26 protein-coding genes are annotated in these 24,395 nt (G+C 70.2%); 10 read left to right on the forward strand and 16 right to left on the reverse strand.

Annotation, left to right across the window (positions count from 1 at the left end):
- Positions 1-5: 5 nt before the first annotated feature.
- Both ACZ1DY_RS28580 and ACZ1DY_RS28585 read right to left on the reverse strand, forming a co-directional pair.
- A complete protein-coding gene (locus ACZ1DY_RS28580) occupies positions 6-389 on the reverse strand; it encodes a VOC family protein (protein ID WP_257485635.1) in 384 nt (127 codons plus the stop codon).
- Positions 386-1,168 carry an arsenate reductase/protein-tyrosine-phosphatase family protein gene (locus ACZ1DY_RS28585; RefSeq protein WP_465481462.1) on the reverse strand — a complete coding sequence of 261 codons (783 nt, stop codon included), beginning with the start codon at positions 1,166-1,168 and terminating at the stop codon, positions 386-388. Before ACZ1DY_RS28585 ends, ACZ1DY_RS28580 begins: the two co-directional genes overlap by 4 nt.
- 83 nt (positions 1,169-1,251) lie before the next feature.
- Between ACZ1DY_RS28585 and ACZ1DY_RS28590 the strand changes: the two genes are divergently transcribed.
- Positions 1,252-1,476, forward strand: a complete 225-nt coding sequence (locus ACZ1DY_RS28590) for a three-helix bundle dimerization domain-containing protein (RefSeq protein WP_192741410.1) — start codon at positions 1,252-1,254, stop codon at positions 1,474-1,476.
- A 325-nt stretch (positions 1,477-1,801) separates the two neighbouring features.
- Here the strand turns inward: ACZ1DY_RS28590 and ACZ1DY_RS28595 are convergent, their stop codons facing one another.
- Positions 1,802-2,137: a DUF6223 family protein gene (locus ACZ1DY_RS28595; RefSeq protein ID WP_465481463.1), complete on the reverse strand. Its 336-nt coding sequence runs from the start codon at positions 2,135-2,137 to the stop codon at positions 1,802-1,804.
- Positions 2,138-2,330: 193 nt separating this feature from the next.
- On the opposite strand from ACZ1DY_RS28595, the gene ACZ1DY_RS28600 reads away from it, so the two are divergent.
- Both ACZ1DY_RS28600 and ACZ1DY_RS28605 read left to right on the forward strand, forming a co-directional pair.
- On the forward strand, positions 2,331-3,437 hold the full coding sequence (locus tag ACZ1DY_RS28600) for a sensor histidine kinase (RefSeq protein WP_465481464.1): 1,107 nt from the start codon (positions 2,331-2,333) through the stop codon (positions 3,435-3,437).
- Positions 3,434-4,099 carry a response regulator gene (locus ACZ1DY_RS28605; RefSeq protein WP_465481465.1) on the forward strand — a complete coding sequence of 222 codons (666 nt, stop codon included), beginning with the start codon at positions 3,434-3,436 and terminating at the stop codon, positions 4,097-4,099. The genes ACZ1DY_RS28600 and ACZ1DY_RS28605 overlap by 4 nt, the downstream gene beginning before the upstream one ends.
- A gap of 5 nt (positions 4,100-4,104) precedes the next feature.
- Here ACZ1DY_RS28605 and ACZ1DY_RS28610 read toward each other — a convergent pair whose 3' ends face one another.
- A complete protein-coding gene (locus tag ACZ1DY_RS28610) occupies positions 4,105-4,467 on the reverse strand; it encodes a DUF5313 family protein (RefSeq protein ID WP_465481466.1) in 363 nt (120 codons plus the stop codon).
- A gap of 118 nt (positions 4,468-4,585) precedes the next feature.
- Here ACZ1DY_RS28610 and ACZ1DY_RS28615 point away from each other — a divergent pair, with 118 nt between their 5' ends.
- The gene (locus ACZ1DY_RS28615; protein ID WP_257485629.1) at positions 4,586-4,840 is read left to right on the forward strand and encodes a Prokaryotic metallothionein; all 255 of its coding nucleotides are present in this window, start codon (positions 4,586-4,588) and stop codon (positions 4,838-4,840) included.
- A gap of 94 nt (positions 4,841-4,934) precedes the next feature.
- Positions 4,935-5,123: a hypothetical protein gene (locus ACZ1DY_RS28620; protein WP_126735966.1), complete on the forward strand. Its 189-nt coding sequence runs from the start codon at positions 4,935-4,937 to the stop codon at positions 5,121-5,123.
- 1 nt (position 5,124) lies between these two features.
- Here the strand turns inward: ACZ1DY_RS28620 and ACZ1DY_RS28625 are convergent, their stop codons facing one another.
- Complete coding sequence (locus ACZ1DY_RS28625; protein ID WP_465481467.1) at positions 5,125-6,228, reverse strand: Rv2629 family ribosome hibernation factor; 1,104 nt, start codon at positions 6,226-6,228, stop codon at positions 5,125-5,127.
- 146 nt (positions 6,229-6,374) lie between these two features.
- Here ACZ1DY_RS28625 and ACZ1DY_RS28630 point away from each other — a divergent pair, with 146 nt between their 5' ends.
- Positions 6,375-6,953: a hypothetical protein gene (locus tag ACZ1DY_RS28630; protein ID WP_257485627.1), complete on the forward strand. Its 579-nt coding sequence runs from the start codon at positions 6,375-6,377 to the stop codon at positions 6,951-6,953.
- A 69-nt stretch (positions 6,954-7,022) separates the two neighbouring features.
- Here ACZ1DY_RS28630 and ACZ1DY_RS28635 read toward each other — a convergent pair whose 3' ends face one another.
- The 7 genes from ACZ1DY_RS28635 to ACZ1DY_RS28665 are packed head-to-tail and all read right to left on the reverse strand — an operon-like array spanning position 7,023 to position 18,092.
- Positions 7,023-10,334, reverse strand: coding sequence for a serine hydrolase (locus tag ACZ1DY_RS28635; RefSeq protein ID WP_465481468.1), 3,312 nt, complete (start codon positions 10,332-10,334; stop codon positions 7,023-7,025).
- The gene (locus ACZ1DY_RS28640) at positions 10,331-11,314 is read right to left on the reverse strand and encodes an ABC transporter ATP-binding protein (protein WP_257485625.1); all 984 of its coding nucleotides are present in this window, start codon (positions 11,312-11,314) and stop codon (positions 10,331-10,333) included. Before ACZ1DY_RS28640 ends, ACZ1DY_RS28635 begins: the two co-directional genes overlap by 4 nt.
- Positions 11,311-13,212 (reverse strand): dipeptide/oligopeptide/nickel ABC transporter permease/ATP-binding protein, encoded by a 1,902-nt coding sequence (locus tag ACZ1DY_RS28645; protein WP_465481469.1) that lies wholly within the window; start codon positions 13,210-13,212, stop codon positions 11,311-11,313. The genes ACZ1DY_RS28640 and ACZ1DY_RS28645 overlap by 4 nt, the downstream gene beginning before the upstream one ends.
- A 1-nt stretch (position 13,213) precedes the next feature.
- Positions 13,214-14,194 carry an ABC transporter permease gene (locus ACZ1DY_RS28650; RefSeq protein ID WP_465481470.1) on the reverse strand — a complete coding sequence of 327 codons (981 nt, stop codon included), beginning with the start codon at positions 14,192-14,194 and terminating at the stop codon, positions 13,214-13,216.
- Positions 14,194-15,792, reverse strand: coding sequence for an ABC transporter substrate-binding protein (locus tag ACZ1DY_RS28655; RefSeq protein WP_465481471.1), 1,599 nt, complete (start codon positions 15,790-15,792; stop codon positions 14,194-14,196). Before ACZ1DY_RS28655 ends, ACZ1DY_RS28650 begins: the two co-directional genes overlap by 1 nt.
- Before the next feature lie 9 nt (positions 15,793-15,801).
- A complete protein-coding gene (locus ACZ1DY_RS28660) occupies positions 15,802-16,704 on the reverse strand; it encodes a serine hydrolase (protein WP_465481472.1) in 903 nt (300 codons plus the stop codon).
- Positions 16,701-18,092 carry a serine hydrolase domain-containing protein gene (locus ACZ1DY_RS28665; protein WP_465481473.1) on the reverse strand — a complete coding sequence of 464 codons (1,392 nt, stop codon included), beginning with the start codon at positions 18,090-18,092 and terminating at the stop codon, positions 16,701-16,703. Before ACZ1DY_RS28665 ends, ACZ1DY_RS28660 begins: the two co-directional genes overlap by 4 nt.
- 584 nt (positions 18,093-18,676) lie before the next feature.
- Between ACZ1DY_RS28665 and ACZ1DY_RS28670 the strand changes: the two genes are divergently transcribed.
- The 4 genes from ACZ1DY_RS28670 to catC are packed head-to-tail and all read left to right on the forward strand — an operon-like array spanning position 18,677 to position 21,862.
- Positions 18,677-19,570, forward strand: a complete 894-nt coding sequence (locus ACZ1DY_RS28670; protein WP_465481474.1) for a LysR substrate-binding domain-containing protein — start codon at positions 18,677-18,679, stop codon at positions 19,568-19,570.
- On the forward strand, positions 19,570-20,673 hold the full coding sequence (locus ACZ1DY_RS28675) for a mandelate racemase/muconate lactonizing enzyme family protein (protein WP_465481475.1): 1,104 nt from the start codon (positions 19,570-19,572) through the stop codon (positions 20,671-20,673). The genes ACZ1DY_RS28670 and ACZ1DY_RS28675 overlap by 1 nt, the downstream gene beginning before the upstream one ends.
- Before the next feature lie 26 nt (positions 20,674-20,699).
- Positions 20,700-21,551 carry a catechol 1,2-dioxygenase gene (gene catA / locus ACZ1DY_RS28680; RefSeq protein WP_465481476.1) on the forward strand — a complete coding sequence of 284 codons (852 nt, stop codon included), beginning with the start codon at positions 20,700-20,702 and terminating at the stop codon, positions 21,549-21,551.
- A 23-nt stretch (positions 21,552-21,574) separates the two neighbouring features.
- The gene (gene catC, locus ACZ1DY_RS28685) at positions 21,575-21,862 is read left to right on the forward strand and encodes a muconolactone Delta-isomerase (protein ID WP_465485724.1); all 288 of its coding nucleotides are present in this window, start codon (positions 21,575-21,577) and stop codon (positions 21,860-21,862) included.
- A 3-nt stretch (positions 21,863-21,865) separates the two neighbouring features.
- Here the strand turns inward: catC and ACZ1DY_RS28690 are convergent, their stop codons facing one another.
- From ACZ1DY_RS28690 to ACZ1DY_RS28705, 4 genes are all read right to left on the reverse strand, one after another.
- Entirely contained in the window at positions 21,866-22,171 is a 306-nt protein-coding gene (locus ACZ1DY_RS28690; RefSeq protein WP_257485616.1) for a hypothetical protein, read from the reverse strand.
- 185 nt (positions 22,172-22,356) lie between these two features.
- Positions 22,357-23,040 (reverse strand): ABC transporter permease, encoded by a 684-nt coding sequence (locus ACZ1DY_RS28695; RefSeq protein ID WP_465481477.1) that lies wholly within the window; start codon positions 23,038-23,040, stop codon positions 22,357-22,359.
- Entirely contained in the window at positions 23,037-23,849 is an 813-nt protein-coding gene (locus tag ACZ1DY_RS28700) for an ATP-binding cassette domain-containing protein (protein WP_465481478.1), read from the reverse strand. The genes ACZ1DY_RS28695 and ACZ1DY_RS28700 overlap by 4 nt, the downstream gene beginning before the upstream one ends.
- Positions 23,846-24,178: a PadR family transcriptional regulator gene (locus ACZ1DY_RS28705; protein WP_465481479.1), complete on the reverse strand. Its 333-nt coding sequence runs from the start codon at positions 24,176-24,178 to the stop codon at positions 23,846-23,848. The genes ACZ1DY_RS28700 and ACZ1DY_RS28705 overlap by 4 nt, the downstream gene beginning before the upstream one ends.
- Positions 24,179-24,395: the final 217 nt, after the last annotated feature.

Raw genomic sequence — 24,395 nt, forward strand, 5'->3', positions numbered from 1 at the left:
CGATGTCACCGGGCCGCCGGCTGGAACAGCTCGACCGGATTGCCCGCCGGGTCGTCGAAAACGATCTGACGACCGCCCGGCCCGGTCACGACGTCACTGCGGAACTCGACGCCCGCCGCACGCAGCCTGGTGACCTCGGCGTCGATGTCCTCGACGAGGAGATGGATGCGATTCCAGCCGCCCGGCGCCGGTTTCGTGCCGTCCGGCATCGGACGGCCCGCCGAACTCGCCGGACCGCTGAGCAGCAGCCGGAGATTCCCGCGCACCACGTCCGCGAACGCGGGCAGCACACTCGAACGCACGGTGAAATCCAGGTGCCCGGTGTAGAACTCGACGGCCGCCGCGACGTCGTCGACCAGATAACGCACACTCACCAGATCCGAAGTCATGTCCTCTTCACCTCGTCGTACCGGTTCTTCAGCTGGGCGGTCAGGAACCCGATCCGGCGGTCCAGTTCGGCGGCGAGGCGACGGAACGCCGGATAGGTCTCGCCCGCGTCGTCGATCTCCCGCGCCGGGTCCGGCAGGCTCCAATGGACGACGCGCGGATGCCCGGGAAACTCCGGGCAGACCTCGCGGACCCGGTCGCAAAGGCTGATCACCCAATGGAATCGCCTGTTCCGGAGACCGTCCACATGGGACGGTTCATGGTCGAGGACGATGCCGCGCTCGGCCATGACGCGCACCGCGTCCGGATGCAGCGGTTTCGGATGGCTGCCCGCGCTGGCCACCTCGACCGACGGACCGGCCCGGTGCCGCAGCAGCGCCTCGGCCATCGGCGACCGTCCACTGTTGCCGGTGCACACGAACAGCACCTTGAGCCGGGAACCGGTGGCTTTCGCGTCCGCCGGATCCGGCACGAGAGCGGGATGCAGCGAGCCTCCCGCCTGGGCGAGCGCGTCCGCACACCGCCCCAGATCCAGGTGATAGTAGGTGTCGCGGCCGTCGAAACTGCTTCTCCGCGCCTTGACCAGCTCCGCCGCCCGCAGCTTGCGCAGGTGATAGGACACCAGGTTCTGCGGCTGGCCGACCAGTTCCACCAGCTCGCGCACCCGGCGGTCGCCGTGCGACAACTCGCGCAGCAGTCGCCAGCGCAGCGGATCACTCGCCAGCCGCACGAACGGCGGCGGGTCGGACATCTCGGCGGTCGCCACGCGGTGAAGATACATCAATACGAGTTGATGTATCCAGACCTCGGCGTGCGAGGCGGTTACCGTCGTGAGGTGCCGTCTCCCGAGATCGTGGAGTTGTCATGACCGCTGACCCGCCGCACCTGCCGCCCAGCGACGAAAACCTCGAGAAACTGATCGACGCGCTGACCGAGCGCTTTCCCGCCGGTCGCGAGGAGGTCGAAGCGATCGTCCACCGGAACTTCACGGAGCTCAGCTCCGACGCCCCGGTGGACGCGTACCTCCTCCAACTGACCGAAGGCAAGACCGCGGACGAACTTCGCGCCCGCTATCCGGCGCATCACTGAGGTTCCTGCCCGGGAGCCACTGCTTCCGCGCTGGAGGCGGTGTCGCGAAAGCCACTTTCGGGACGTCTGATGTCCCGAAAGTGGCTTTCGCGACCCCCGGGCAAGCGCCCAGCCAGACCCGGCGAGCAAGAAACACCGGCAGAGCGAGCCCCGAATGGACGACACGCGTGATCAGACAGACGACACGCGTGATTGGACGGACGACACGACCGCGGCCGGATTCCGCCACGTGCCGTCCGCAGGAACACGCGTGTCGTCCGACTGATCACGCGTGTCGTCCGACTGATCACGCGAAAGCACCCTTCCGCGCAACCGCGGTAGGTCTTCAGGCCACACGGCGGGCGCGTGACAGGGCGAGCCACCCGACGATCGTGGCGAGCAGCCCGAGCACCAGAGCGATGAACCCGCCGACGATTCCGTAGCCGGTGCCGGGACCACCCTCGGCGGCGGCCACGACGTAACCACCGCCCGCCATCCCGAGCAGCCCCGCCGTGAGCGCCACGAAGGCCCCGCGCCGGGAGTCGCCGGAGCGCATGCGAGCGAGGGCCAAGCCTCCGGCGATCAACCCGATCACGCCGGCCAGCGCGGCCGCCAAGGACCAGAGACGGCCTGAGGTCAGGGAGGCGGCGGCGATCGGCTCGGCCAGCAGAGGGACCGACATGGGGTGCTCCTTCGTTCGATGACTGGGTCACCCTGGATGGTGTCCGCCGGGATCGCGTCGGTCGTCCGGCGAACGCGGACAATCCGGGCTACCGCCGATGCCGCAGGAGAGCGCGGACTACCACGTCCGCGGTAGTCCGCGGATGGTCCGCGCGGACGAGTCGTTCCGGCGGGCGGCTGGCTAGGGTGCACGCATGAGCAGGGTCTGGGACTGGGTGATCGCCGCCGGGGTGACGGCGGTCCTGCTCGTCACGGGACTGTCCGGTGTGGACTCCACGACGAGACTCGACCCGCTGGGCCACGTGCTGCTGGTCGCCGGTGGCCTGGCGCTCGCCGCGCACCGGCGGGCGCCGATCACGGTGCTGGCCGTGGCCGGGGTGTGCGCCTTGGGATACCAGGCCCTCGGTTTCGACGTTCCCGTCGTCGCCTATCTGGTCGCGGTCTACGCCACTGTCCGGGCCGGTCACCGGATCGTCGCCGTCGCGGGCTCGCTGTTCATGATCGCCGCGCTCCCGCTCGTGCTCCTGGCCTCCGCCAACGCCGTCACCATGAGCGATGCGCTCGCGCAGAGCCGGGACGCGCTCCAGCTGGCCTGGCTGATCGCCGCCGGTGCGGCGGGTGAAGCGCTGAGACAGGCCGAACGCCGGGCCGACGAGGCCGAACGCACGCGCGAGGAGACCGCGCGGCGGCGGGCCGACGAGGAGCGCCTGCACATCGCGCGGGAGCTGCACGATTCGCTCACCCACCAGATCTCCGTCATCAAGGTGCAGGCCGAAGTCGCCGTCCACCTGGCGACGAAACGGGGTGAACCGGTGCCGGAATCCTTGCTGGCGATCCGGGAAGCCGGTCGCGAGGCGACCCGGGAACTGCGGGCGACCCTGGAGGCCTTGCGTGACGACGGAACGCACCCGCCGCACGGGCTCGACGGGATCCCCGATCTGGTGGAACGGGCGAAGTCGACAGGTCTGGACGCGACGCTGATCGTCGGCGGGCAGCGGCACGACCTGCCCGCCGCGGTGGACCGCACCGCGTACCGCATCGTTCAGGAGTCGCTGACCAATATCGCCCGGCACGCCGCGGCCAAGACCGCGTCGGTGCGGATCGACCACCGGCCCGGCGCTCTGGCCATCCGGGTCGACGACGACGGCGGGGCCACCCCGGACACCACACCGGTGCCCGGTGTCGGGCTGCTGGGTATGCGCGAACGGGTCACCGCCCTCGGCGGCAGTCTCCACGCCGGACCACGGAGTGCCGGCGGCTTCTCCGTCCAGGCCGAACTTCCCGTGGAGCGAACGTCGTGATCCGTGTCCTGCTCGTCGACGATCAGCCGCTACTCCGCAGCGGCTTCCGTGCGCTGCTCGACGTCGAGGACGACATCGAGGTCGTCGCCGAAGCCTCCGACGGGAGCGACGGCGTGGCGCTCGCCAGGAAGCACCTGCCCGACATCGCGCTCATCGACATCCAGATGCCCGTGGTCGACGGGATCGAGGCGACCCGGCGCATCGCCGCCGATCCGGCCCTGTCCGGCGTGCACGTCGTCATCCTGACCAACTACGGCTTGGACGAGTACGTCTTCGACGCGCTGCGCGCGGGCGCGGCGGGTTTCCTGGTCAAGGACATCGAACCTGAGGACTTCCTGCACGCCGTCCGCGTCGCCGCCCGGGGTGACGCCCTGCTCGCGCCGTCGATCACCCGCAAGCTGATCGACCGGTACGTCACCCTGCCGCCCGGCGCCGGAACGGGTGGCGGGCTGAAGGAACTGACGAACCGCGAACGCGAAGCCGTCGCCCTGGTCGCCCGGGGCCTGTCCAACGACGAGATCGCCGGCCGCATGGTGATCAGCCCGCTGACCGCGAAGACCCACGTCAATCGCGCCATGACCAAACTCCACGCCCGTGACCGCGCGCAACTCGTCGTGCTCGCCTACGAATCCGGCCTGGTCGTCCCTGGCGACGCGGGCTAGCCCGATCAGGGCCAGCTGCCCGAGCCACCACGGGCGGACCGGACGGCTTTGCCCGTGCCCCGCGGGAAACCGTGTTTGCCGAGCCGGACCTCGGCGAGTTCGTCCGCGCTGGTCATCGTGAAGAACAGGGCGAGGAAGAGGCTCAGCACGAGCGCGCCCAGCACCGGCGCCACCGGGAGCGGCGTCAGCGTCACCAGCAGTACGAACGCGGCCACGAGCCACGGCAAGGCCTCGAAACAGATCCGGGCGGCGAAACGCAGCAGCCACGTCCGCGCCGTCGCGTCGTGCAGGACCCACTCCCGGTATCGCTCGGGCAGCCGACGTCCGTAGACGTACTGCACCCAGCGGATCGGGCCCGGTCGCTCCATGCGAATCACCTCTTGTGGATTACCCCTTTTCGCCTCGATTCATGTACGAGTCCGTGGTTGCCGGAGAACCGGGCCGGGTAGCCCATCGGCACCGGAGCGAGATCGAGGAGGATGCCCGATGGCCGCCTGCGAAGTCTGTGGAAACGACTACGAGAAGACATTCGAGATCCATACCGTCGATGGAGGGGCGCATACTTTCGACTCGTTCGAATGCGCCATCCACCAGCTGGCGCCGATCTGCGACCACTGCGGTTGCCGCGTGGTCGGGCACGGTGTCCAGGTCGAGGACCGGTTCTTCTGCTGCGCCCACTGCGCGCGGGAAAGCGCGGTGGCCGGCGGCGAGAAGGCACGGGACGCCGTCGCCACGACTTGAGCACTGCGCCATTCGAGTGACATGGGGCTCCTCCGGGGTAGGGCGAAACCGGGTGGGGGTACCCGGCAGGCCACTGCTCCTTGGAGGAGGTCCCATGATCACCCGCATGGTCATCGACCGCGACGGCACGACCCTCGAATGCGAACGGTGTGGCCGCCCCACGGTGCACGTCGCCCGGCTCGTCGCCGACAACGGTGGTGAGGTCGGGCAGACCCTCGTGTGCACGTTCTGCCGACCTCACCGCGCGGACCAGGTCACCCGCGACGGCACGGCCGCCCACTGAGTCAGATCGCGAACCTCAGGATCGCGCCGACGCCGTCGGCCAGGCCCTCACCGCTGACGGGGACGAGATCCGCGCCTTCGGCCAGCACGGCCGCCGGAAGCGCTTCGTCCGCGCGACACCGCCTGAGATCCTCCGCGGCGGCCCCCGAAACGTCGAGGTCCTCCTTCGTGGTCGCGACCTGCGTCGGGTCGCCCGCGACCCAGACGAGCCGGTCGGCCAGCGACTCACCGTCGATCAGCAGCGTCTCGACGGCGGCCGACCGCAGGGCCGCCGTCGTCCTGGCGAGCCCGTCCACCGCCAGTCCGCCGTCGCGCCCCTGTCCGGCGCGGAAGCGGTCGATCACGTCCTGGCGACGGCGTTCCGCGTGCTCCGCCAGCACTCGCCGCACCTCGGCCTCGAGCGCCTCCGGCGCGCTCCCTTCCGCCCGGCCGCCTTCTTCGAGCTCGACGACCTTCTCGGTCCCCCGCGGCGGGAGTTCGTCGCGCACCAGCGCCCGCGCCTGTACCTCGCCCGCGAGCACCAGCACCGCGGCGCCGACGGAGTCGGCGAGCTTGACCGCCTCCCGCGCGACCTCCGCGGCGTTGCGTTCGGCGACGGCCTCCACGCGACGCTGGATGTTCCAGTAGGCCGAGCCACCGCCGCGCACCTTGTGCACCGGGTGGTCCTCGCCCTCGACGGTCCGCTCTTCGGCGCCGTCCTCGCCGACCGCGTACAGATCGGCGCCCGTCTTGTCCACGACCACCACGACATGCGGCACGACAGCCGGGGTGAGCCGCAGCAGCGGGAGCAGGTACGGCTGCGGCGCGACCCGGGCGACCTCGCGGGGCGGCGGCTCCACGAGCTCCTCGTCGAGCACGACCTCGCCGCCCTCCGCGACCAGGGCGCGCCCGGCCGTCCCCTCCGAAGGCGGCGCGGCGGCCACCGCCTCGTCGAGCGCGGTGAGCGTCCGCTCCTCGGCGCCCTCGTCGGCCAGCCGCTTGCGGAGCGACCGCCAGCGCAGGTCCAGCCGCGCGGCGGCGTCCTCGGTGTTGTGCGAGTTGTCGAAGTAGACCGACGCGAACGGTCCTTCGCGCACGGTGACCTGCCGAAGCGTTGAAGTGTGCACGGTATCTCCTGTCTCGTCGGTTCCGTTTTCGATCTTCGGGTACCCGGGAGAAGGCCGGTGAATCATGGCTCCGGCAGTCGGGTGGGACTTGGGAGCGCCCGAATTCTTCTTTCCGTCGTAAGGGGCTGTGCCCGTAGAATGGGGCGATGTCGGGGGACGAGTCGAAGAAGAGCGATGACGAGCCGGACTACAAGAAGTGGGGCGTCATCATCGGCTCGATCAGCGGGGTCTTCGCCATTCTGGCGGCCGTCAACACGCTGACCGGGTTCAATCCGCTGAAGGGCCTCGCGCCCTCCCCCACCAGCCAGACATCGGCTTCACGGCCGCTCGCCGTGGCCACGAGCGTGCCGCGGGCCACCGCGTCGCCGCCCGCCCGCGAACCGGCGCGGACCACGAAGAAGGCGCCCACCACCCGGACGACGCCGCCCGCCCGGCCCGATTTCCAGGTCCGCTCCTCACAGTGGAACGGGCCGTGCGACGACAAGGCCTGCTCGATGAGCGCGGTCTTCCGCAACAACGGCGGCACGGGTTCCGGAACCGCGACGTTCTTCGTGCTGTGGCCGGACAAGTTCAGCTATCTCGCGCAGTGTTCCGTCGTCCTGCCCAGAACGGGCGAAAACGAATTCACCAGCGCCGGATGCGTCGCGAGCAGCGCGCAGCTCCAGAACTATTTCCGCACCCATCGCGGCGGAACCGTGCGCCTGTACGTCAAGGCCGAAAGCTGACCCGTCCGTGAAGGCCTCCTTCGCTACCTTCAGGGTAGGGAAGGAGGCCTTCACGGACATCACGACCGGTTAGGCCGTCTTCGGTGTCGCGCGCACGCCGTAGTGCATGTACGGCTCACCCGTCGGCAGCGTGTAGAACGTGACCGGCATCCACGTCCGCGTCCCTGGCTCACGGCATACGAACAGCGAATCGGTCACCGGCACCAGCTCGAACTCCTGCGTCTTCTCCGGCAGGAGTTCCGCGAGTGGTCCGGTGGCGGTCTGCCGCAGCCGCAACCCTTCCCCGGCGGCCAGTACGTCCATCCGCGCGCCCGCCCGTTCGTAGCCGCCCACATGCCTCGATCCGTCGACGGTGACCGGAGTCGCGGGCGGTTCGAGCGGCCGGGGCATCGCCACGTCGGCGAGCTCGGCGACGATCTCCCGGTACAGCTCCACGTACAGGTCCCGGGTGTTGCCGCCGTTGGTGAGCAGGGTGATGGCGAGCCCCTGGTCGGGCAGGAGCCGCAGGAACGCCGACTGGCCGATCGTGTTGCCGTCGTGACCGATGACGCGCTGCCCGCCCCAGGTGTCGCGGATCCAGCCGAGCCCCCAGGAGTCGCCGAGCGAGTGCTTGTCCGGGATTTCGGTCTGTTTCGCGGCCATCGCGGTGACCGAGTCCGTCGTCAGGATCCGTTCCCCCGCCGGGGTCAGCCCGCCGGTGAGGTGCAACCGCGCGAAGCCGAGCACGTCCTTCGCCGTGGCGGTGATCAGCCCGGCGGGCCCCATGCTCCGGGGCAGTCCCCAGACGGGCGCGGGCGCCGGGTCCTCGTCCCCGTCGGTCACGTGGCCGACGGCCGCCCGGAAGAGCAAGGCCTCCTCGGGCAGGGTCACGGTGTGGGTGAGACCGAGCGGGGCGAACAGTTTCTCCCGCATCGCCGCGTCCCACGTCAGCCCGGTGAGCTTCTCGATCACCCGGCCCATGACCACGAAACCCGAGTTGCAGTAGGAGAAGGTCTCGCCGAGCGGGTGGTTCTGCGCGGCCTGGTCGAGGACTTCGACGTAGCGTTCGAGACAGTCGTCGCCGCGGCCGGTGTCGGTGAAGACGTCGCCGTCGATACCGCTGGTGTGCGTCAGGAGATGCCGCATGGTGACTTTCCCGGCCACGCCCGGGTCGGCCAGCCGTAGTTCCGGCAGGACGTCCGCGATCGGCGCGTCCAGTTCGAGGAGCCCTTCGTCGACCAGTCGCATGACCACGGTCGCGGTCCACACCTTGGAGATCGAGCCGATCTGGAACACCGAGTCCTCGGTGACCTCGACCCCGGTCTTCGTGTTCAGCACGCCGTAGGACGCCAGCACCTCGGCGTCTTCCCCGATCCGGGCGATGCCGAGAGCCGCACCGGGAACGCGGTGCTTGCGGGCGAGTTCGGCCAGCCGCCGCCGCCAGTGCGCGGCCTCGATCGGCACCCGGGACGGTCCGTCGGCCGGCGCCGTGTACTGCTCGACCCAGTCGAGGACGCGCCGGTTGAAGTCGAGCCGGTGCGACGGCGGCCCGTCGAGGATGAACAGGTGCGACGCGTCCGGGTACAGCACCAGCCGTGACGGGACGCCCCGTGCGCGCAGGGCGCCGAACCACTGCTCGGCCTGGCCGACCGGGCACCGGTCGTCGTTCGCGCCCTGGATGACGAGCGTCGGCGTCCGCACCCGCTCGACCTGGGCGAACGGCGAGAACCGCTCGTTTGCCTTGTCCCACGCCGGACCGCCGAGTTCGCCGACGGCCAGGTAATGCCCGGCGTCGGACGTGCCGCCCATGCTGGTCAGGTCGCTGACCACGCCACCGGCGACGGCGGCGGCGAACCGGCTGTCGCGGCTGGTGAGGTAGCAGGTCATGAAACCGCCGTAGCTGTAGCCCGCCACCGCGAGCCGGTCCGCGTCGGCGATCCCTTCGGTGACAAGGTGATCCAAGGGCTCCAGGAAGTCCGCCGCGTCCGCGACGCCCCATCCGCCGACGGCGGCGGTGTAGAAGTCCTCGCCGTAGCCGTCGCTGCCCCGCGGGTTGATCAGCAGCACCGCCCAGCCCCGCGCGACGAGCGCCTGGTGATAGAGATGGATCGAGTCGGCCGCGCCGTTCCAGGCGTTGTGCGGTCCGCCGTGGATGTCCAGCAACAGCGGCGCGGCACCGGATCGCGCCGGGTCCCGCAGCAGCCAGCCGTGGACGACGGTGCCGTCGCCGATGGTGAATTCCCGTTCCTCGTGACGGAAAAGCTCCACCTCGGACACGGAGGCGCCGTGCTTCGTGCGGACGTCGACGACGCCGGTCGCCCGGTCGACGACGGCGACCTCGCCGAACGAATCGCCCGTCGCCAGGACGACCACGATCCGCCCGGCGGCGGTGTCCATTCCGGACACCACGCGATCCGCGCCCGCCAGTACCGCACGCGGGCTCCCACCGTCCACTTCGTACAGATGGGTGCAGCCGCGGTCCCGGACACCGAACAGCACGGCTCCGTCTTCCGTCGTCTGCGGAAGGGCACCCGGATAGCCTGGGCCTCCGGCCATCACGTTGCGGTCCAAGGACGCGGTCAGCTCGACCGGATCCCCGCCGTCGAGCGGAACACGCCACAACCCGAGATGACCGACCCGGGTGTCGGCCCGGCCGACCACCAGCAGCGCGCCGCCGTCGGCGGTCCAGCCGACCGTGCCCGCCATGCCCTCGCCGGAGCCGACCAGCCGTGGCTCGGCGGTCTTCGCGGTCACGTCGAGGACGTAGGCGCCGGAACGGAAGGTCAGATCGGCGTCGCCGTCCTGTCCGGACGAGAAGGCGAGGTGCGTGCCGTCGGGCGACCAGGCCGGGTCACCGGCGTGCCAGTCGCCGAAGGTGACCTGCCGGACTTCGCGCGTGGCGACGTCGAGGACGTGCAGATGCTTGCGGACGGTCTTGATCAGCCCGGCGCCGTCGGCCTTGAAGTCCAGCCGATCGGCCACGACCGGCGCGTTCGGCGCGGCTTCCCCGCCGGCCAGGTCGACCGCGGCCGAGAAGGCGATCTTGCCGCCGTCCGGGCTCCAGACCGGCGCGCCCGCCCCGAGCGGGAGTTCGGTGATCTGCTCGGCCTCCCCGCCCGACGACGGCAGGAACCACACCTGCGGCGGCCCGTCCTGAGCACGCAGGAACGCGATCCGCGTACCGTCCGGCGCCCATTTCGGGGCCAGGTCGGCGGTTCCGCGGGTGAGCCGCCGCGCTTCGCCGGTGGTCGCGCCGACCTCCCAGAGCGTGTGCACGTTCCGGTCCTCGTCACGGTCCGCGGTGCGCAGGACGTAGACGATCCGCTCACCGTCCGGGGACAGCGACGGCCGGCTGGGGACGGCGATGTCGTACAGGTCGTCGAGACCGAGACGTCGGGTCATGATGCGTTGGCTCCTCTGGAGGTCGTGAGCTCGTTTTCGCTGAAGTGGCAGGCCGCCGAGTGACGCCGCTGTGCCGCTCCGCCGGCGGGATCCACGCGGAGGCAGAGGTCGCGGTCGGCGCGCACGAGCGGGCCGACCGGGCAGCGTGGGTGGTAGCGGCATCCGCCGGGCGGATGGTGCGGGTCGGCGGGTTCGGCGTCGGCGATCACGTCGTCCGAGCCGGTGCCGAGCAGTGACGTGGTCGCCGAAGGCGCGGCGGCGAGCAGGTCACGCGTGTACGGATGCCGCGGGTCGGTGAGCACCTGTTCGGCCGGGCCGACCTCGACGATCCGGCCGAGGTACATCACGGCGACGATGTCGCTGAGATAGCGGATCACCGCGAGGTTGTGCGAGATGAACAGCATCGACAGGCCGAGCCGCCGTTGCACGGACCGCACGAGGTTGAGCACCGCGCCCTGCACCGAGACGTCGAGCGCGGAGGTGATCTCGTCCGCGATCAGCACTTCGGGCCGCCCGGCCAGCGCGCGGGCGAGCGCCACCCGTTGCCGCTGGCCGCCGGAAAGCCGTCCCGGCAGGTGGCCTGCCCGTTCGGGATCGAGGTTGACCAGCTCCAGCAGCCGGGCGACCTCGTCGCGGCGCGCCGCGCGCCCGGGGAGGACGCCGCGCGGGATCGCCTCGGTGATCGATTCCCCGATACTCATCCGGGGGTCCAAAGAGGAATACGGATCCTGGAACACCATCTGCAGCGGCGGGCGGCGGGGCAGCTCGCGGACGTCCACACCGCCAAGCAGTACCCGTCCGGCGCTGATCGGCGAGAGCCCGACAGCGGCACGCGCCAGCGTCGACTTCCCCGAGCCCGATTCACCGACCAGCCCGACGACCTGTCCGGAAGGGACGGTCAGCGCTACTCCGTCGACGGCGGTGAGCCCGCGCCGTCCGCCGTAGCGCACGCTCACCGCGTCGAAGACGAGATCACTCACTCCGCACCTCCGGCGGTCACGGTTTCCTTGACGGGCTGGGAAAGCGGCGCCGGATACCAGCAGGCGACGCGATGCCCGGGTTCCACGTGCTCCAGCGCCGGGTCTTCGAGACGGCATCGATCGGTCACCGCCGGGCACCGGTCGGCGAAAGCGCAGCCGTCGGGCACCCGGTCCGGTTCCGGCGGACGGCCGGGGATCACCGCGAGCGGCGCGTCGCGATCGGTATCGAGGTCGAGCGTCGCGGCCAGCAACGCCCGCGTGTACGGATGCCGCGGTGTCCCGCCGGTCGGCAGATCCTCCACCACCCGGCCCGCGTACATGACCAGCATCCGTTCGCACGTCTGCGAAACGACCGCGATGTCGTGGCTGATCAGGATGATCGCCGTGTCCCGTTCGGCCCTGGTCCGCGCCAGCAGGCGCAACAACTGCCGCTGCACGGTGACGTCCAGGGCCGTGGTCGGCTCGTCGGCGATGATGAGCTTCGGGTCGCCCATCAGGCCCATGCCGATCATCGCGCGCTGCCGCATCCCGCCGGAGAACTCGTGCGGATACTGCCGCGCCCGCCGTTCGGCGGCGGGGATCCGCACCGCGCGCAACCGGTCCACCGCGCGCTCGAAGGCCTTGGCACGCGGGAGACCTTGATGCTGTTCGGCGACTTCGGCCAGCTGGCGGCCGATCCGCCTGGTCGGGTTGAACGACGTCATCGGATCCTGGAAGACCATCGCCAGCGAGGTGCCGAGCAGGCCGCGCGACTCCCGTTCCGAGGTCGTCAGCAACGGTTTCCCGGCGAATTCGAGCTTGTCCGCGGTGACCACGGCTGGCGCTTCGACCAGCCGGGACACCGCCAACCCGGTCAGGCTCTTCCCTGAACCCGACTCGCCGACGACACCGACGGCCTCACCGGCGTGGACGGTGAAACCCACTCCGCGCACCGGAACGGTCCAGCCCGCCGGGTTCGGGAACGCGACCTGGAGGTTCTCCACGACCAGCACGGCGTCGTCGCGGGACTCGGCGGCGTCCTCCCTGGCCGGAGCGGCCGGCCGCGGCGCGAATCTCCGCAGCCCCGTGCGGACGCCGATCACCCCGGCGACGGTCTCCCCCACCAGGTTGAAGGCAAGGCCGGCGAGAACGACCGCGACCCCGGGCGCCAGCGCCGCCGCCGGATTGACGTAGATGCCGTTGAGTCCTTCGCCGAGGATCCGCCCCCAGTCGTATTCGGGGGCCTGCACACCGATGCCGAGGAACGACAGACCGGCGAAGGCGAGCAGTGCCCCGCCGGCGCCGATGGTCGCGTTGACCACCAGCGGTTCGCCGATATTGGGCAGGATGTGCCGGAACAGCAAGCGGATCCGGCCGACGCCGGAGATCCTGGCCGCCGCGACGAAATCCCGTCCCGCCACCGAAGCGGCCATCGTCTGCGCCAGCCGCGCGAACGCCGGTGCCAGCGCGAAACCGACCGCCAGCACGGCGCCGTGCGTCCCGACGCCGAAGATGACCGAGAAGAACAACACCAGCAGCAGCCCGGGAAAGGCGACCGCGATGTTGACCGCCGCGATCACCAGCCGGGCGAGCGGACGGGGCAGCACCGAGGGCAGCGTGCCGAGCACGAGCCCGGTCACCACGCCGAGCGCGGTGGCGAGCAGCGCCAGCACGATCGACAGCCTGGTCGCCACCAGCACGCGATAGAGGATGTCGCGGCCGAGGTCGTCGGTGCCCAGCCAGTGCGCCGCCGACGGTCCTTGCCCGATCGCGTTCGTGTCGATCTCGAAAGCCTTGTCCTGCCACAGGATCGGGGCCAGCACCGCGAGCACGATCACCAGCGCCAGCAGCGCGGCCGAGCACGCGCCCAGCGGGGTGCGCAGGGCCGCGAGCCATTTCGCTCCGCGCGGATTCGCCATCTCAGTCCTCCCGGATCGTCGAACGCGGATCGAGGACGGCCAGCAGCACGTCCACCGCCAGGTTCACCAGCAGGACACCGATGCCGTAGACGAGCACGATTCCCTGTACCTGTGGGTAGTCCTTCTGCAGGATCGACTGCGTGATGGTGGAACCGAGGCCCGGCCAGGCGAACACGTTCTCCACCAGCACCGTCCCGGCGACCATCCCGGTCAGCATCAGCCCGCCCATGGTCAGGGTCGCGGTCAGCGCGTTCGGCAGCGCGTGCCGCAGGTAGACCAGCCGCGCGGGCAGCCTTTTCGCCCGCGCCGTGCGGATGAAATCGTTGCCCAGCACGGAAAGCGTCTCCACCCGGACGATACGGGAGAGGACCGACGCCGGGCCGAGCGCAAGCGCGATCACCGGGAGCACGAGCGCGCCCGGTGCTTCGCTGCCCGCCACCGGGAACCAGCCGAGGCGGACCGCGAAGAACGCCACCAGCGCCACCGCGACGAGGAACTCCGGGATCGCCGCCAGGAGGACCGTCGCCGAGGTGAACGCCAGTTCCCCGCCGCGGCGGCGGCCGCCCCTGGTCAGCACGGCGAACAGCAGGCCAAGCGGGATCGCGACCGCGATGACCACCACGAAGGCGGGCAACGCCAGTTGCAGCGTCGCGGGGAGCCGGGCGCCGATGACGTCCGCGACCGGCACCCCGGTGGTCATCGACGTTCCCCAGTCGCCGGAGAAGAGACCGGCGAGATAGTCGGCATACTGCTTCCAGAGCGGATCGTCGAGGCCGAGCGCGGCCCGCCGGGCGTTCACCAGCTCGGCGGGCGCGGTCAGCCCGAGCGCCGCGCGGACCGGGTCGCCGGGGATCAGCTGGATCATCAGGAACGCCGTGGTGACCAGCACCCACAACGAGACCGCGAACCGGCCGAGGCGGCGGAGCCCGAACGACAGCCAAGGACTGGTCCTCGGGCCCGCCGTCGCGACGGCGCTCGTCATCAGGAGTACATCCGGATCGACGAGGGCAGGATCTGCCCCTGGTTCATCTCGAACCGCGCGCTGTTCGCGAAGGTCGGGACGGTCGAATTCACGAACGGCACCACGTCGAGCCGTTCGAACAGCGCGGACTCGGCGGCCAGCCAGTCACCGCAACCGGATTCGCCCGCCTGCGCCGACGCCTTGCCGGCGAGCTCGGCGTACCGGGGGTTCTCGATGTACGCGAAATTCGTGCCCTGCGGCGGTTTCGCGCCGGAGACGAACGGAATGGCCTGGCTGGGCAGCACGAATCCCAGCGGTGCCAGCGAAACCTCCCACTCGCCGGTGCCGAAAAGCACCTGGCTGGTACCGGGACCGTCGACGGCCTTGATCGTCGCCTCGACCCCGATGTTCTTCCACGACTGGAGGATCAGCTCCGCGGCCGAGACCATCGTCGGCCCGACCTGGGTGCCGTAGACGACGGTGAGCGCGAGCCGTTTGCCGTTCTTGACCCGTATTCCGTCCGGGCCGGGCGTCCACCCCGCGGCGTCGAGCCCGGCCTTCGCGGCGGTGACGTCGAAGGCGGGCAGCTTGCCGTTGATCGAATCACCCGGGCACGCCAAGGGTTCTCCGGTGACGAGTCCCTTGGCGGGCTGCCCGTTGCCGGTGGTGAGCACCTTGCCGATCTGGCCGAAATCGAGCGCCTGGGTCAGCGCCCGGCGCACCGCCAGGTCCTGGCCGGGCCTGCCGGGCGCCTGGTTGAAGAACACCTCGCCCATCGGGACGATGACGTCGGCGTGGAACAACTTCTGCGACCGCAGCCGCTGCTGGTCCTGTCCGGTCACCGCCGCCGCGCTGAGTTCGCCGGACAGCAGAAGGTTCGCCGTCGTCGTCATGTTCGGCACGACCCGGAAGACCACTTTCTCAGGCAGCCCAGGCTGTTCGGTCTTCCAGTCGCCGGGGCCCCAGGTGTAGTCCTTGCGCCGGGTGAGGGTGTAGTGGTCGTTCGGCACGATCTCGGTCATGGTGAACATGCCGGTGCCGTGCTGTCCTTTCGCGACGGACGCCCGGTCCGCCATCCCCTTGGCGCAGACGATCGGCACGGCCGCCACGTTGCGCAGCAGGAACGAATCCGGTGCCCCGCTGGTGACCGTGACGGTCCGGGCGGCGTCGTCGGCCACCGCCCTCGTCCCCGCTTTGACACTGACCCCGGTCAGCGGGGACTTGGTCGCCGGATCGCCGACGTGGTCGATGTTGGCGGCCACGTCCCGCGCGGTCAGCGGCGAACCGTCCGCGCATTTGATCCCATCGCGCAAGGTGAAGTTCGCCGTGGTCGTCGTGGCGTCCCATTTCTCCGCCAGCCCCGCGACCGGTTTGCCCGCCGAGTCGAGGTTGATCAGGCCGTCGTAGAGGAACCGCCCGATCTGCCTGGCGATCGACAGTACGGTGACGGCCGGGTCGAGCGTCCCCGGATCGGTCGGCAGGCCCATCGTGAAGGTCTTGCCGTCGGCCGGTTTCTGGTTCGCGGTCCGGTCCTCCCCGGATTGCGATGTCCCCCCGCACGCGCTCACGGTCAAGGCCACCACGCCCGCCATGGCGGCGGTGAGCCGAGCTGTCTTCATGCGGTTCTCCTACGGTTCGACGGAAAGTGCGCGAAGGTGGTCCACGGCGAGGCGCGCCGCCGTGCCGATCGAGGCGTCGACCGCGGGCAGGCGGTCGGCGAGGGATTCGGCGCGGGTGAACACCGCGACGGCGTACCGGCGACCGTCCACATCAGACACGACGCCCGCTTCGTTGCGGACGGCGGGAAGCGTCCCGGTCTTGGCCGCGATCGCCACCCCGGCGGGGAAACCGGACGAAATCCGGTGCGGCCAGATCTGCTGCGCCATGGTCTTCCGCACGCGTTCGCAGGCGGCCGGGTCGCCCGCGCGGTCGGTCCAGATCGCGTCCAGCAGCGCGGTGATCTCCCGCGGCGTCGACGCCGTCGTGCGTTCCGGGTCGAGCACCGAGAGCTTCCACAGCTGTTCGGGCGTGGCGGCGGCGAAGACGGCTTCCAGGTCGTCGTCCGGTTTCGCGCCGAGATCGGCGATCACCGAGGCGAAAAGGTCTTCGCAGCAGCCGATCAACCGCGTCCTGGCGAGCCCGAGATCGGCGAGCACCCGGTCGACGGCTTCCTGCCCGACCCGGTGGTAGACGAGGTCGGTCGCGGCGTTGTCGCTCATCGTCAGCATGAAATGCGCCAGGTCGCGCCAGCTCATCTCGACGTCGTCCGCACAGCCCGCGGTGCCGATCCCGCCGATCCGGTACCGGGCGGTGACGCGGGTCCGCTCGGTCTCGTCCAGCCGCCCGGCCACCACTTCCCTGGCGTAGGCGACAGCGACCGGGATCTTGAAGACCGACGCGAGCACGACCGGATCGTCCGCGCCCACCGCGACTTCGGGCCCGCTGGAGACGCCGACCTCCCGCGCGTGCAGGAATCCCCGAGCCCCGGCGGCCGCGAAGACCGCTTCGATCTCGCCGGCGATCCGGCTCACCGGCTCACCCGACGGTCGGCGCGCCCGGTGTGGAGGTACAGCGCCCGCCCGTTCCCGTCGTCGCCGACGAACGCGTGCGGCAGGTGCAGGCCGGGGTGGGTCTTGTAGGCCGCGACGAGCGTGTGGTCCTTGTAGGCCAGCAACTCCGCCTTCTCGGCTTCCCCGCCCGTCGCGGCCATGACCCCCTTCGGCACCCGCTCGATCCACAGCTTGCCGTCGTCGTCCTGGGTGACCACGGTGTCGGCGACGCGCGACGAGTACTCGCCGACATACCGGGACGGGTCGGCCGGGGCCGCCGCCGCGTTCGGCTCCGGCAGGGCGGGGACCTCGACGTCGGCGAGCTCGCCCAGCACCTTGCGGAAGATGTCCGCGTACAGGTGGAGCGTCTCGCCTCCGTTGGTGAGCAGGGCGACCGCGACGTTGCGTCCCGGGACCACCCGCAGGAAGGCCGACTGGCCGATGGTGCCGCCGTCGTGGCCGATCACCGGGCCGCCCGGCCAGTCGAAGAGCATCCAGCCCAGGCCCCACGCCCCGCCCATCAGGCCGAGGTCGGGCAGCTCGACCTGGCGGTCCCACATCGATCGCACGGTTTCCGGCCGGAGCACCTGGGTGCCGTCGTCCGCGCGGCCCTCGGACAGGTGCATCCGCGCGAAGGTCAGCAGATCACGCGGGCGCATCGAGAGCATCGATCCGGCGGGGGCGTTCGACCGGGTCAGCGCCCAGATCCCGGCGGGCCGCGGGTCGCCGCCCGGTTCCGGCGCGAGGTGCCCGATCGCGGCGCGGTACCGGATCGCGTCGTACGGCCCGGCCGCCGCGTGCGTCAGTCCCAGCGGGGCGAACAGATGGTCACGCAGGCAGTCGTCGTAGGACTTGCCCCGCAGCACCTCGACGACGCGGCCGAGCACGCAGTAGGCGGCGTTGTTGTAGGAGAACATCTCCCCCGGCGGGAACAACTGGGGCACGTCCGACAGCGTCGCGACCAGCTTCTCCACGCAGTCGTCGCCCACACCGGTGTCGGTGAAGATGTCGCCTTCGAAACCGGACGTGTGGCAGGTCAGCTGCCGGACGGTGATCCGCGACGCCGCGTCTTCGTCGGCGAGGACGAACTCCGGCAGGTAGCTGCGGACCGGCTTGTCGAGATCGAGGAGACCTTCGTCGACGAGCTGCATCGCCAGCGTCGTCGTCCACACCTTCGTGATCGAGCCGATCTGGAACAACGAGTCCACTGTGGACTCGACACCGGTGTCCTTGTTCAGCACGCCGGCCGCGTGCTCGATCACCTCGCCGCCGGCGAGGACCGCGACGGCCGCACCGGGAACCCGGTGTTCGGCCAGCAGGGCGGAAAGGTTCCGGTCCAACCAGGCGTCGATTTCGGAAAGTTTCGCCATGTTCCACCTCGTGTCAGGGAAGCGTCGGCCGCGGTTCCCGGGATGCTATGCCGGGAACCGGCGCCACCGATTCGTGCGGAACGACGAGAGCGACGGGAAAGTTCATCCGTGCTGACGAACTGGAGTCGGAGCCGCTCATCCCGGTCGTCACACGACAGCAAGGGAGACAAGGAGTTCCCGGACACGATGCCGCCCGTCACCGGAAGGACGGGGGTTACCGGTCCGCGGGGTCGCCGCTGAAGTACGTGAAGGCCCCCTTCCTTGCGCCTGGCGCAAGGAAGGGGGCCTTCACGTACTTGGGAGGGCAGCCGCTGGGCTCCTGCGGCGCGTGGGGCAGCCAGTCCGTGTCGTCCCCGAACACTCACGACAGCCCCAGCGGCGGTGTCCCGAAAGCCACTTTCGGGACACCAGACGTCGCGAAAGTGGCTTTCGCGACGCGCCCCCGGCATCACGGCACCTTCCCGCACTACGCTGCGATTGATAACCGCTGTTTATCAATAGGCCGGAACCAAGTCTTTGTCTTCGATGATTCCGCTTCGTACCGTGGACCGATCGGCGGCAGAGGCAATGGAGGGAGGCGTCTCATGGAACTTCGTCACCTGCGCTACTTCGTCACCGTCGCCGAGACCTGTCACTTCGGCCGGGCGGCCGAGCGGCTGCACGTCGCGCAGCCCGCGCTCTCGCACACCATCCGCCAGCTGGAGGACGAACTCGGCGTCGTCCTGCTGGCCAGGACGACCCGGCAGGTCCGCGTGACGCCGGCGGGCGAGTTCTTCCTGGCCGAAGCCCGGCGCGTGCTCGCCGGGCTGGACGTGGGAGTCCGCGGGGTCCGCCGGATCGGTGAGGGCAAGCGGGGCCTGCTCCGGGTCGGCTTCACCGGCACCGCGGCGTTCTCCCATCTGCCGCGGCTGGCCAGGGCGCTCGCCCAACGCGTACCGGATGTGGAGCTGGAGATCCGCGCCGACCTCCTCACCGCCGAGCAGTGCGAGCGCCTGCGCACCGGGACGTTGGGCATCGGGGTGCTCCGGCCGCCGGTCACCGGGGACGACATCGGCTTCCGGGTGATCGAGAGCGAGCCGCTGGTCCTCGCCGTCCCCGCCGACCACCGGCTGGCCGCCGAACCCGTCGTCGCGATGGCGGAGCTGCGGACCGAACCGCTCGTGACCTACGACCGGCGCAACTCCGTCGTGTACGACGCCGTCGCCCGCAGCTGCCGGGAGGCGGGGCTCACGCCCCATCAGCTGCACGAGGCATCCGGGACCGCGGTCCTGCTGGCGCTGGTCGCCGGCGGCCTCGGGGTCGGCGTGGTGCCCGCCTCGGCGCGGGCGCTGCCCCTGGCCGGTGTCGTGTTCCGCGACCTCGCCGGAGCGGCGACCGTCGAACTGGCGCTGGCGTGGCACCGCGAAACCCCGTCCCCGCTCGTCACGACCGTCCTCGACGTGCTCGAGGACGTCTTCCCCACCGCAGAGGGCACCTGATGAAGATCACGCGAGTCGAGGCGATCCCGTTCGCCATCCCGTACCGGAAACCGCTGAAGTTCGCCTCGGGCGAAGTGCACGTCGCCGAGCACGTCCTCGTGCGGGTGCACGCCGACAACGGCGTCGTCGGCGTGGCCGAGGCGCCCCCGCGGCCGTTCACCTACGGCGAGACACAGGCGGGGATCATCGCGGTGATCGACTCCCTGTTCGCCCCGCAGGTGGTCGGCCTCAGCCTGCTCGACCGCGAAACGGTGCACACCCGGCTCGCCCGCACGGTCGGCAACCCGACCGCGAAATCCGCGATCGACATGGCCGTCTGGGACGCGCTCGGGCGCAGCCTCGACGTGTCGGTCACCGAACTGCTCGGCGGCTACACCGACCGCATGCGCGTATCCCACATGCTCGGCTTCGACGAGCCGTCGGCGATGGTCGCCGAGGCCGAGCGGATGCGGGAGACGCACGGCATCACCACCTTCAAGGTCAAGGTCGGCCGTCGTCCGGCATCGCTCGACACCGCCGTCGTGCGCGCGCTGCGGGAGCATTTCGGCGACGCCGTCGACCTCTACGTCGACGGGAACCGCGGCTGGACCGCCGCCGAATCGGCCCGCGCGATGCGCGAGATGGCCGACCTCGGGCTGCTCTTCGCCGAGGAGCTGTGCCCCGCCGACGACGTCCTCGGCAGGCGCTGGCTCGTGCGGCAGCTCGACGTGCCGTTCATCGCCGACGAATCCGCGGTGGCCCCGGCCGACGTCACCCGTGAGATCCTCGGCGGCTCCGCCACCGCGATCAGCATCAAGACCGCCCGCACCGGTTTCACCCGTTCGCAGCGCACCCACCACCTCGCCGAAGGACTCGGCCTGGAAGTCGTGATGGGCAATCAGATCGACGGTCAGCTCGGCTCGCTGTGCACGGTCGCCTTCGGCTCGGCCTACGAGCTGACGTCCCGGCGCCCCGGCGAACTCTCGAACTTCCTCGACATGAGCGACGACCTGCTCACCGAGCCGTTGCGGGTCGTCGACGGCGAACTCACCGTCCGTCCCGGTGCCGGTCTCGGTGCCGAAATCGATCCGGACAAGCTCCGGCACTACCGCCAGGACCACTGACTCCCAGCACGAATCAAGGAGGATTCATGACCGCCATCCACGAGTCGGCCACCGCGGCCGCGTCCGGCGCCAACGCGACGGAACGGTTCAAGAGCGACAAGTCCACCGGCGTCGCCGGAACGCCCAAGGAGCGTGTCAGCCTGCTGGCCAGGGAGGTGCTCGAAGCCGTGCACGGCACGATCCGGAAGCACAAGGTCACCTACGACGAGTACAACGCGCTCAAGTCGTGGCTGATCGGCGTCGGCGAGGACGGCGAGTGGCCGCTGTTCCTCGACGTCTGGGTGGAGCACGTCGTCGAGGAGGTCGCCACCGAACACCGCGAGGGCAACAAGGGCACCATCGAGGGGCCGTACTACGTGCCCGGCGCGCCCGAGCAGGGCGCCCGCGGCCCGGTCCCGATGCGGGAGGACGAGCCCGGCACACCGCTCGTCTGGACCGGCCGGGTCACCTCCACCGACGGCACTGCGCTGAGCGGCGCGAAGGTCGAGCTGTGGCACGCCGACGCCGACGGCTTCTACTCCCAGTTCGCGCCGGGCATCCCGGAGTGGAACCTGCGCGCGAGCTTCACCGCCGACGCAGATGGCCGCTTCGAGATCCACACCGTGCGCCCGGCGCCGTACCAGATCCCGACCGACGGCTCCTGCGGCAAGCTCATCGCCGCGGCGGGCTGGCACGCGTGGCGTCCGGCGCATCTGCACGTCAAGGTCTCGGCCCCGGGCCACGAGCTGCTCACGGCGCAGCTGTACTTCCCCGGCGACGAGCACAACGACGACGACATCGCTTCGGCGGTCAAACCGGAACTCGTGCTCGACCCGAAGCCGTCGGGTGACGGCGAGACCGTCGAGTACGGCTTCGTCCTCGACCCCGAACGTCCCTGATCAGTGTCCCTTTTGGAGTGACGTTGCTCTACCACGTGCGCATGGACGTCCGCCTGCCGCCCGATCTCGACGCGGCGGAACGGGCCGACCTCATCACCCGCGAAAAGGCGTACAGCCAACGGCTTCAGCGTGCAGGAAAGTGGCCGCAGCTGTGGCGGATCGCGGGCGAGTACGCGAACTTCTCGATCCTCGACGTCGCCGACCACGACGAGCTGCACACGCTGCTGTCCGGGCTGCCGTTGTTCCCGTACATGGACATCGCGGTCACGCCGCTGGCGGCGCATCCGTCCAAGATCGGGGACGGCGGCTGAGGATCAGTCCTTTCTCTTCGCGAAGAGAGGCCCCTTGGAAACGATCATCCCGATGCCGAAGCCCAGCACCGTGATCCCGAACATGAGGAGGATGAAGCCGCCGAACTGCGCCTCGGCATCGGTGTCCGGGCTGCGCGCCGACTTCGAGGAACGGGAGACCACGCCGCTCGGATCGGCGAGCGCGTCGACCGCCGTGTAGAACAGGGCGATCGAAGCGAGGATCAGGAAGATGCCGCCGGCGATGCGTTTGCCGGTCCGGCCCGGTGGAGCGGCGCCTTGGCCGTCCTCAGTGGAGTTGGACTCTGACATGGGCCGCAACATATCAGCCGGCTAGGCCGTGTCCTGCAAGTCATGTTCGCGGTCTCCGCGCCCAGGCGCTCCCTGACGGCACGGGCGGGCTCGGCCGAGTACGACCCGGTACGAGGCCGACCCGCCCGCACCGTCAGGAACCACCTGGATCACGAAGCCCATCGAACAGACTTACAGGACACGGCCTAGACGAACGTGAGGTGTGAACGGCGCCGCATGCGGAAGCCGGACACGACGGCGACCGCGCCGAGCAGGAGCACGAACGCAGCCACGCCGTGCGCGACACCCCTGGTCAGGTAGCCGATGTCCGTGTGGTCGATGGCGTAGGTGCCGATCTCGCGGCTGGACCAGAACGGCAGCAGCCGCGCGATCAGGCTCGACGGATCGGCCATCATCTGGAGGCCGACGACCGCCAGCAGGACGAGCGTGCCTTCGAGTTCCCTGGGCAGCACCGCGCTGAGCAGGAGCCCGAACGGCGCCGACACGGCGACCGTCAACACCATGACCACGGCGACCGAGCCGTACCGGACGTCGTGCTGATCGACGAGGATCAGCACGAAGTACGGGGCGGACAACAGGAATCCGACCGTCCACAGTGCACTCAAGCGACCTAGGTACAGGTCGCGGGAGCGGTAGCCCGAAAGCCGCAGCCGGGGTTCCATGGCGCGGCTCGCGCTGCCGGCGAACAGCGCGGCGGTGCTCAGCGCCCAGCCGAGGCCGAGGCAGACGAACCGGATCGACTGTCCTAGGTGGTCACCGCGCCTGCTCAGGTAGAACACCAGCGGCAGCAGCAGGAGGATCAGCAGGACCGACCGGCGCCGCAGCAGTTCGCGCAGCGACATCTCGGCGACCGTCAGGATCTTCTTCACGCGACAGCCTTCCTGGCGGGGGAGAGTTCGAGCACCGTGTCGACGCGGTCCAGCTGGTTCAGCAGGTGGGTCACCACCACGATCGCCTTGCCCGCCTCGCGCCATCGCCAGACCTGGTGCCAGAAGTCGAGGTACGTGCCCTTGTCGAAACCCTGGTAGGGCTCGTCGAGCAGGAGCACGTCCGGTTCACCGAGCCCGGCCAGCACGAGGTTCAGTTTCTGCCTGGTCCCACCGGAAAGGTGCCGGGCCTGCGTGCCGCGTCCGGGCGTCCAGTCCAGTGCCGCGGCGCGGGCGGCACCGATCCGTGCCGACTCCTGGCGGGCCATCCCGCGCCCGGCGCCGATCAGGATGAAGTGCTCACCCGCGTCGAGGAAGTCCGCGGTGCCGCCGTCCTGCGGGCAGTAGCCGAGCGAGCCGCGCACGCGGACCTCGCCCCTGTCCGGGCCGGTGATACCGGCGCAGATGCTCAGGAACGTGCTCTTGCCGCAGCCGTTCGCCCCGATCACCGCGGCGATCTCGCCCGAGCGCACCACGAGGTCGACGCCGTCCAGCACGGTCCGCCTGCCGTATTTCTTCGTGATGCCCCTGGCTTCCAGCAACACTTCGCCAGGACGACGCCGGGGACGTCCCACGCTTTCGGCCACGGCCGAGGCGTACGCGGCGGGCGGCCCGAAGACCCGCACCGGATCTCCGCCGCTCTCCCGCAGATGCCCGGCCGCCTCCGCGACCACCTGCCGCGCCGCGTCCCCGCCGACGCCCCGGCGGCGCAGTTCGTGCGTCAGCGCGGAAAGCCATCCGTCGTGGTTCATCTTCCCTCCCGCAAGATCGAGGCCACCCCGGCGGAGAACTCCTGCCAGTCGGAGGTGGCGCGCCGCAGTGTTTCCCGGCCTTCCGCGGTGATCCGGTAGTACTTGCGCGCGGGCCCGGCCGGCCCGTCCCGCCAGCTCGCGGTGACCAGGCCGAACCGCTGCAACCGCAGCAGCACCGGATACAGCGTGCCGCCCTGGATGGGCCCCAGCCCGGCGGCGTCGAGCGACTGGGCCAGCTCGTAGCCGTAGGACTCGCGCTCGGCGACCAGCGCCAGCACGCACGGCGCCAGCACGCCCTTCAACCACTGGCCGCGCCGGTCCTGATCCACGCCGCGCAATGTAGCAGTCCTATCTAGGTAGCGCTACAAACTAGCCCGCCAGTTGTGCACGAAGCCGGATCACGCGTGATTGGAGGCGTATCTCGCGTGCTTGGAGGCGTATCTCGCGTGTCTGGGGCCGGATGACTCGAGATGGGCGAGTTACGCCTCTGATCACGTGAGTTACGCCTTCAATCACGTGAGTTACGCCGCTGATCACGTGAGTTCG

This window comes from Amycolatopsis sp. PSD-21 (genome assembly GCF_055561455.1).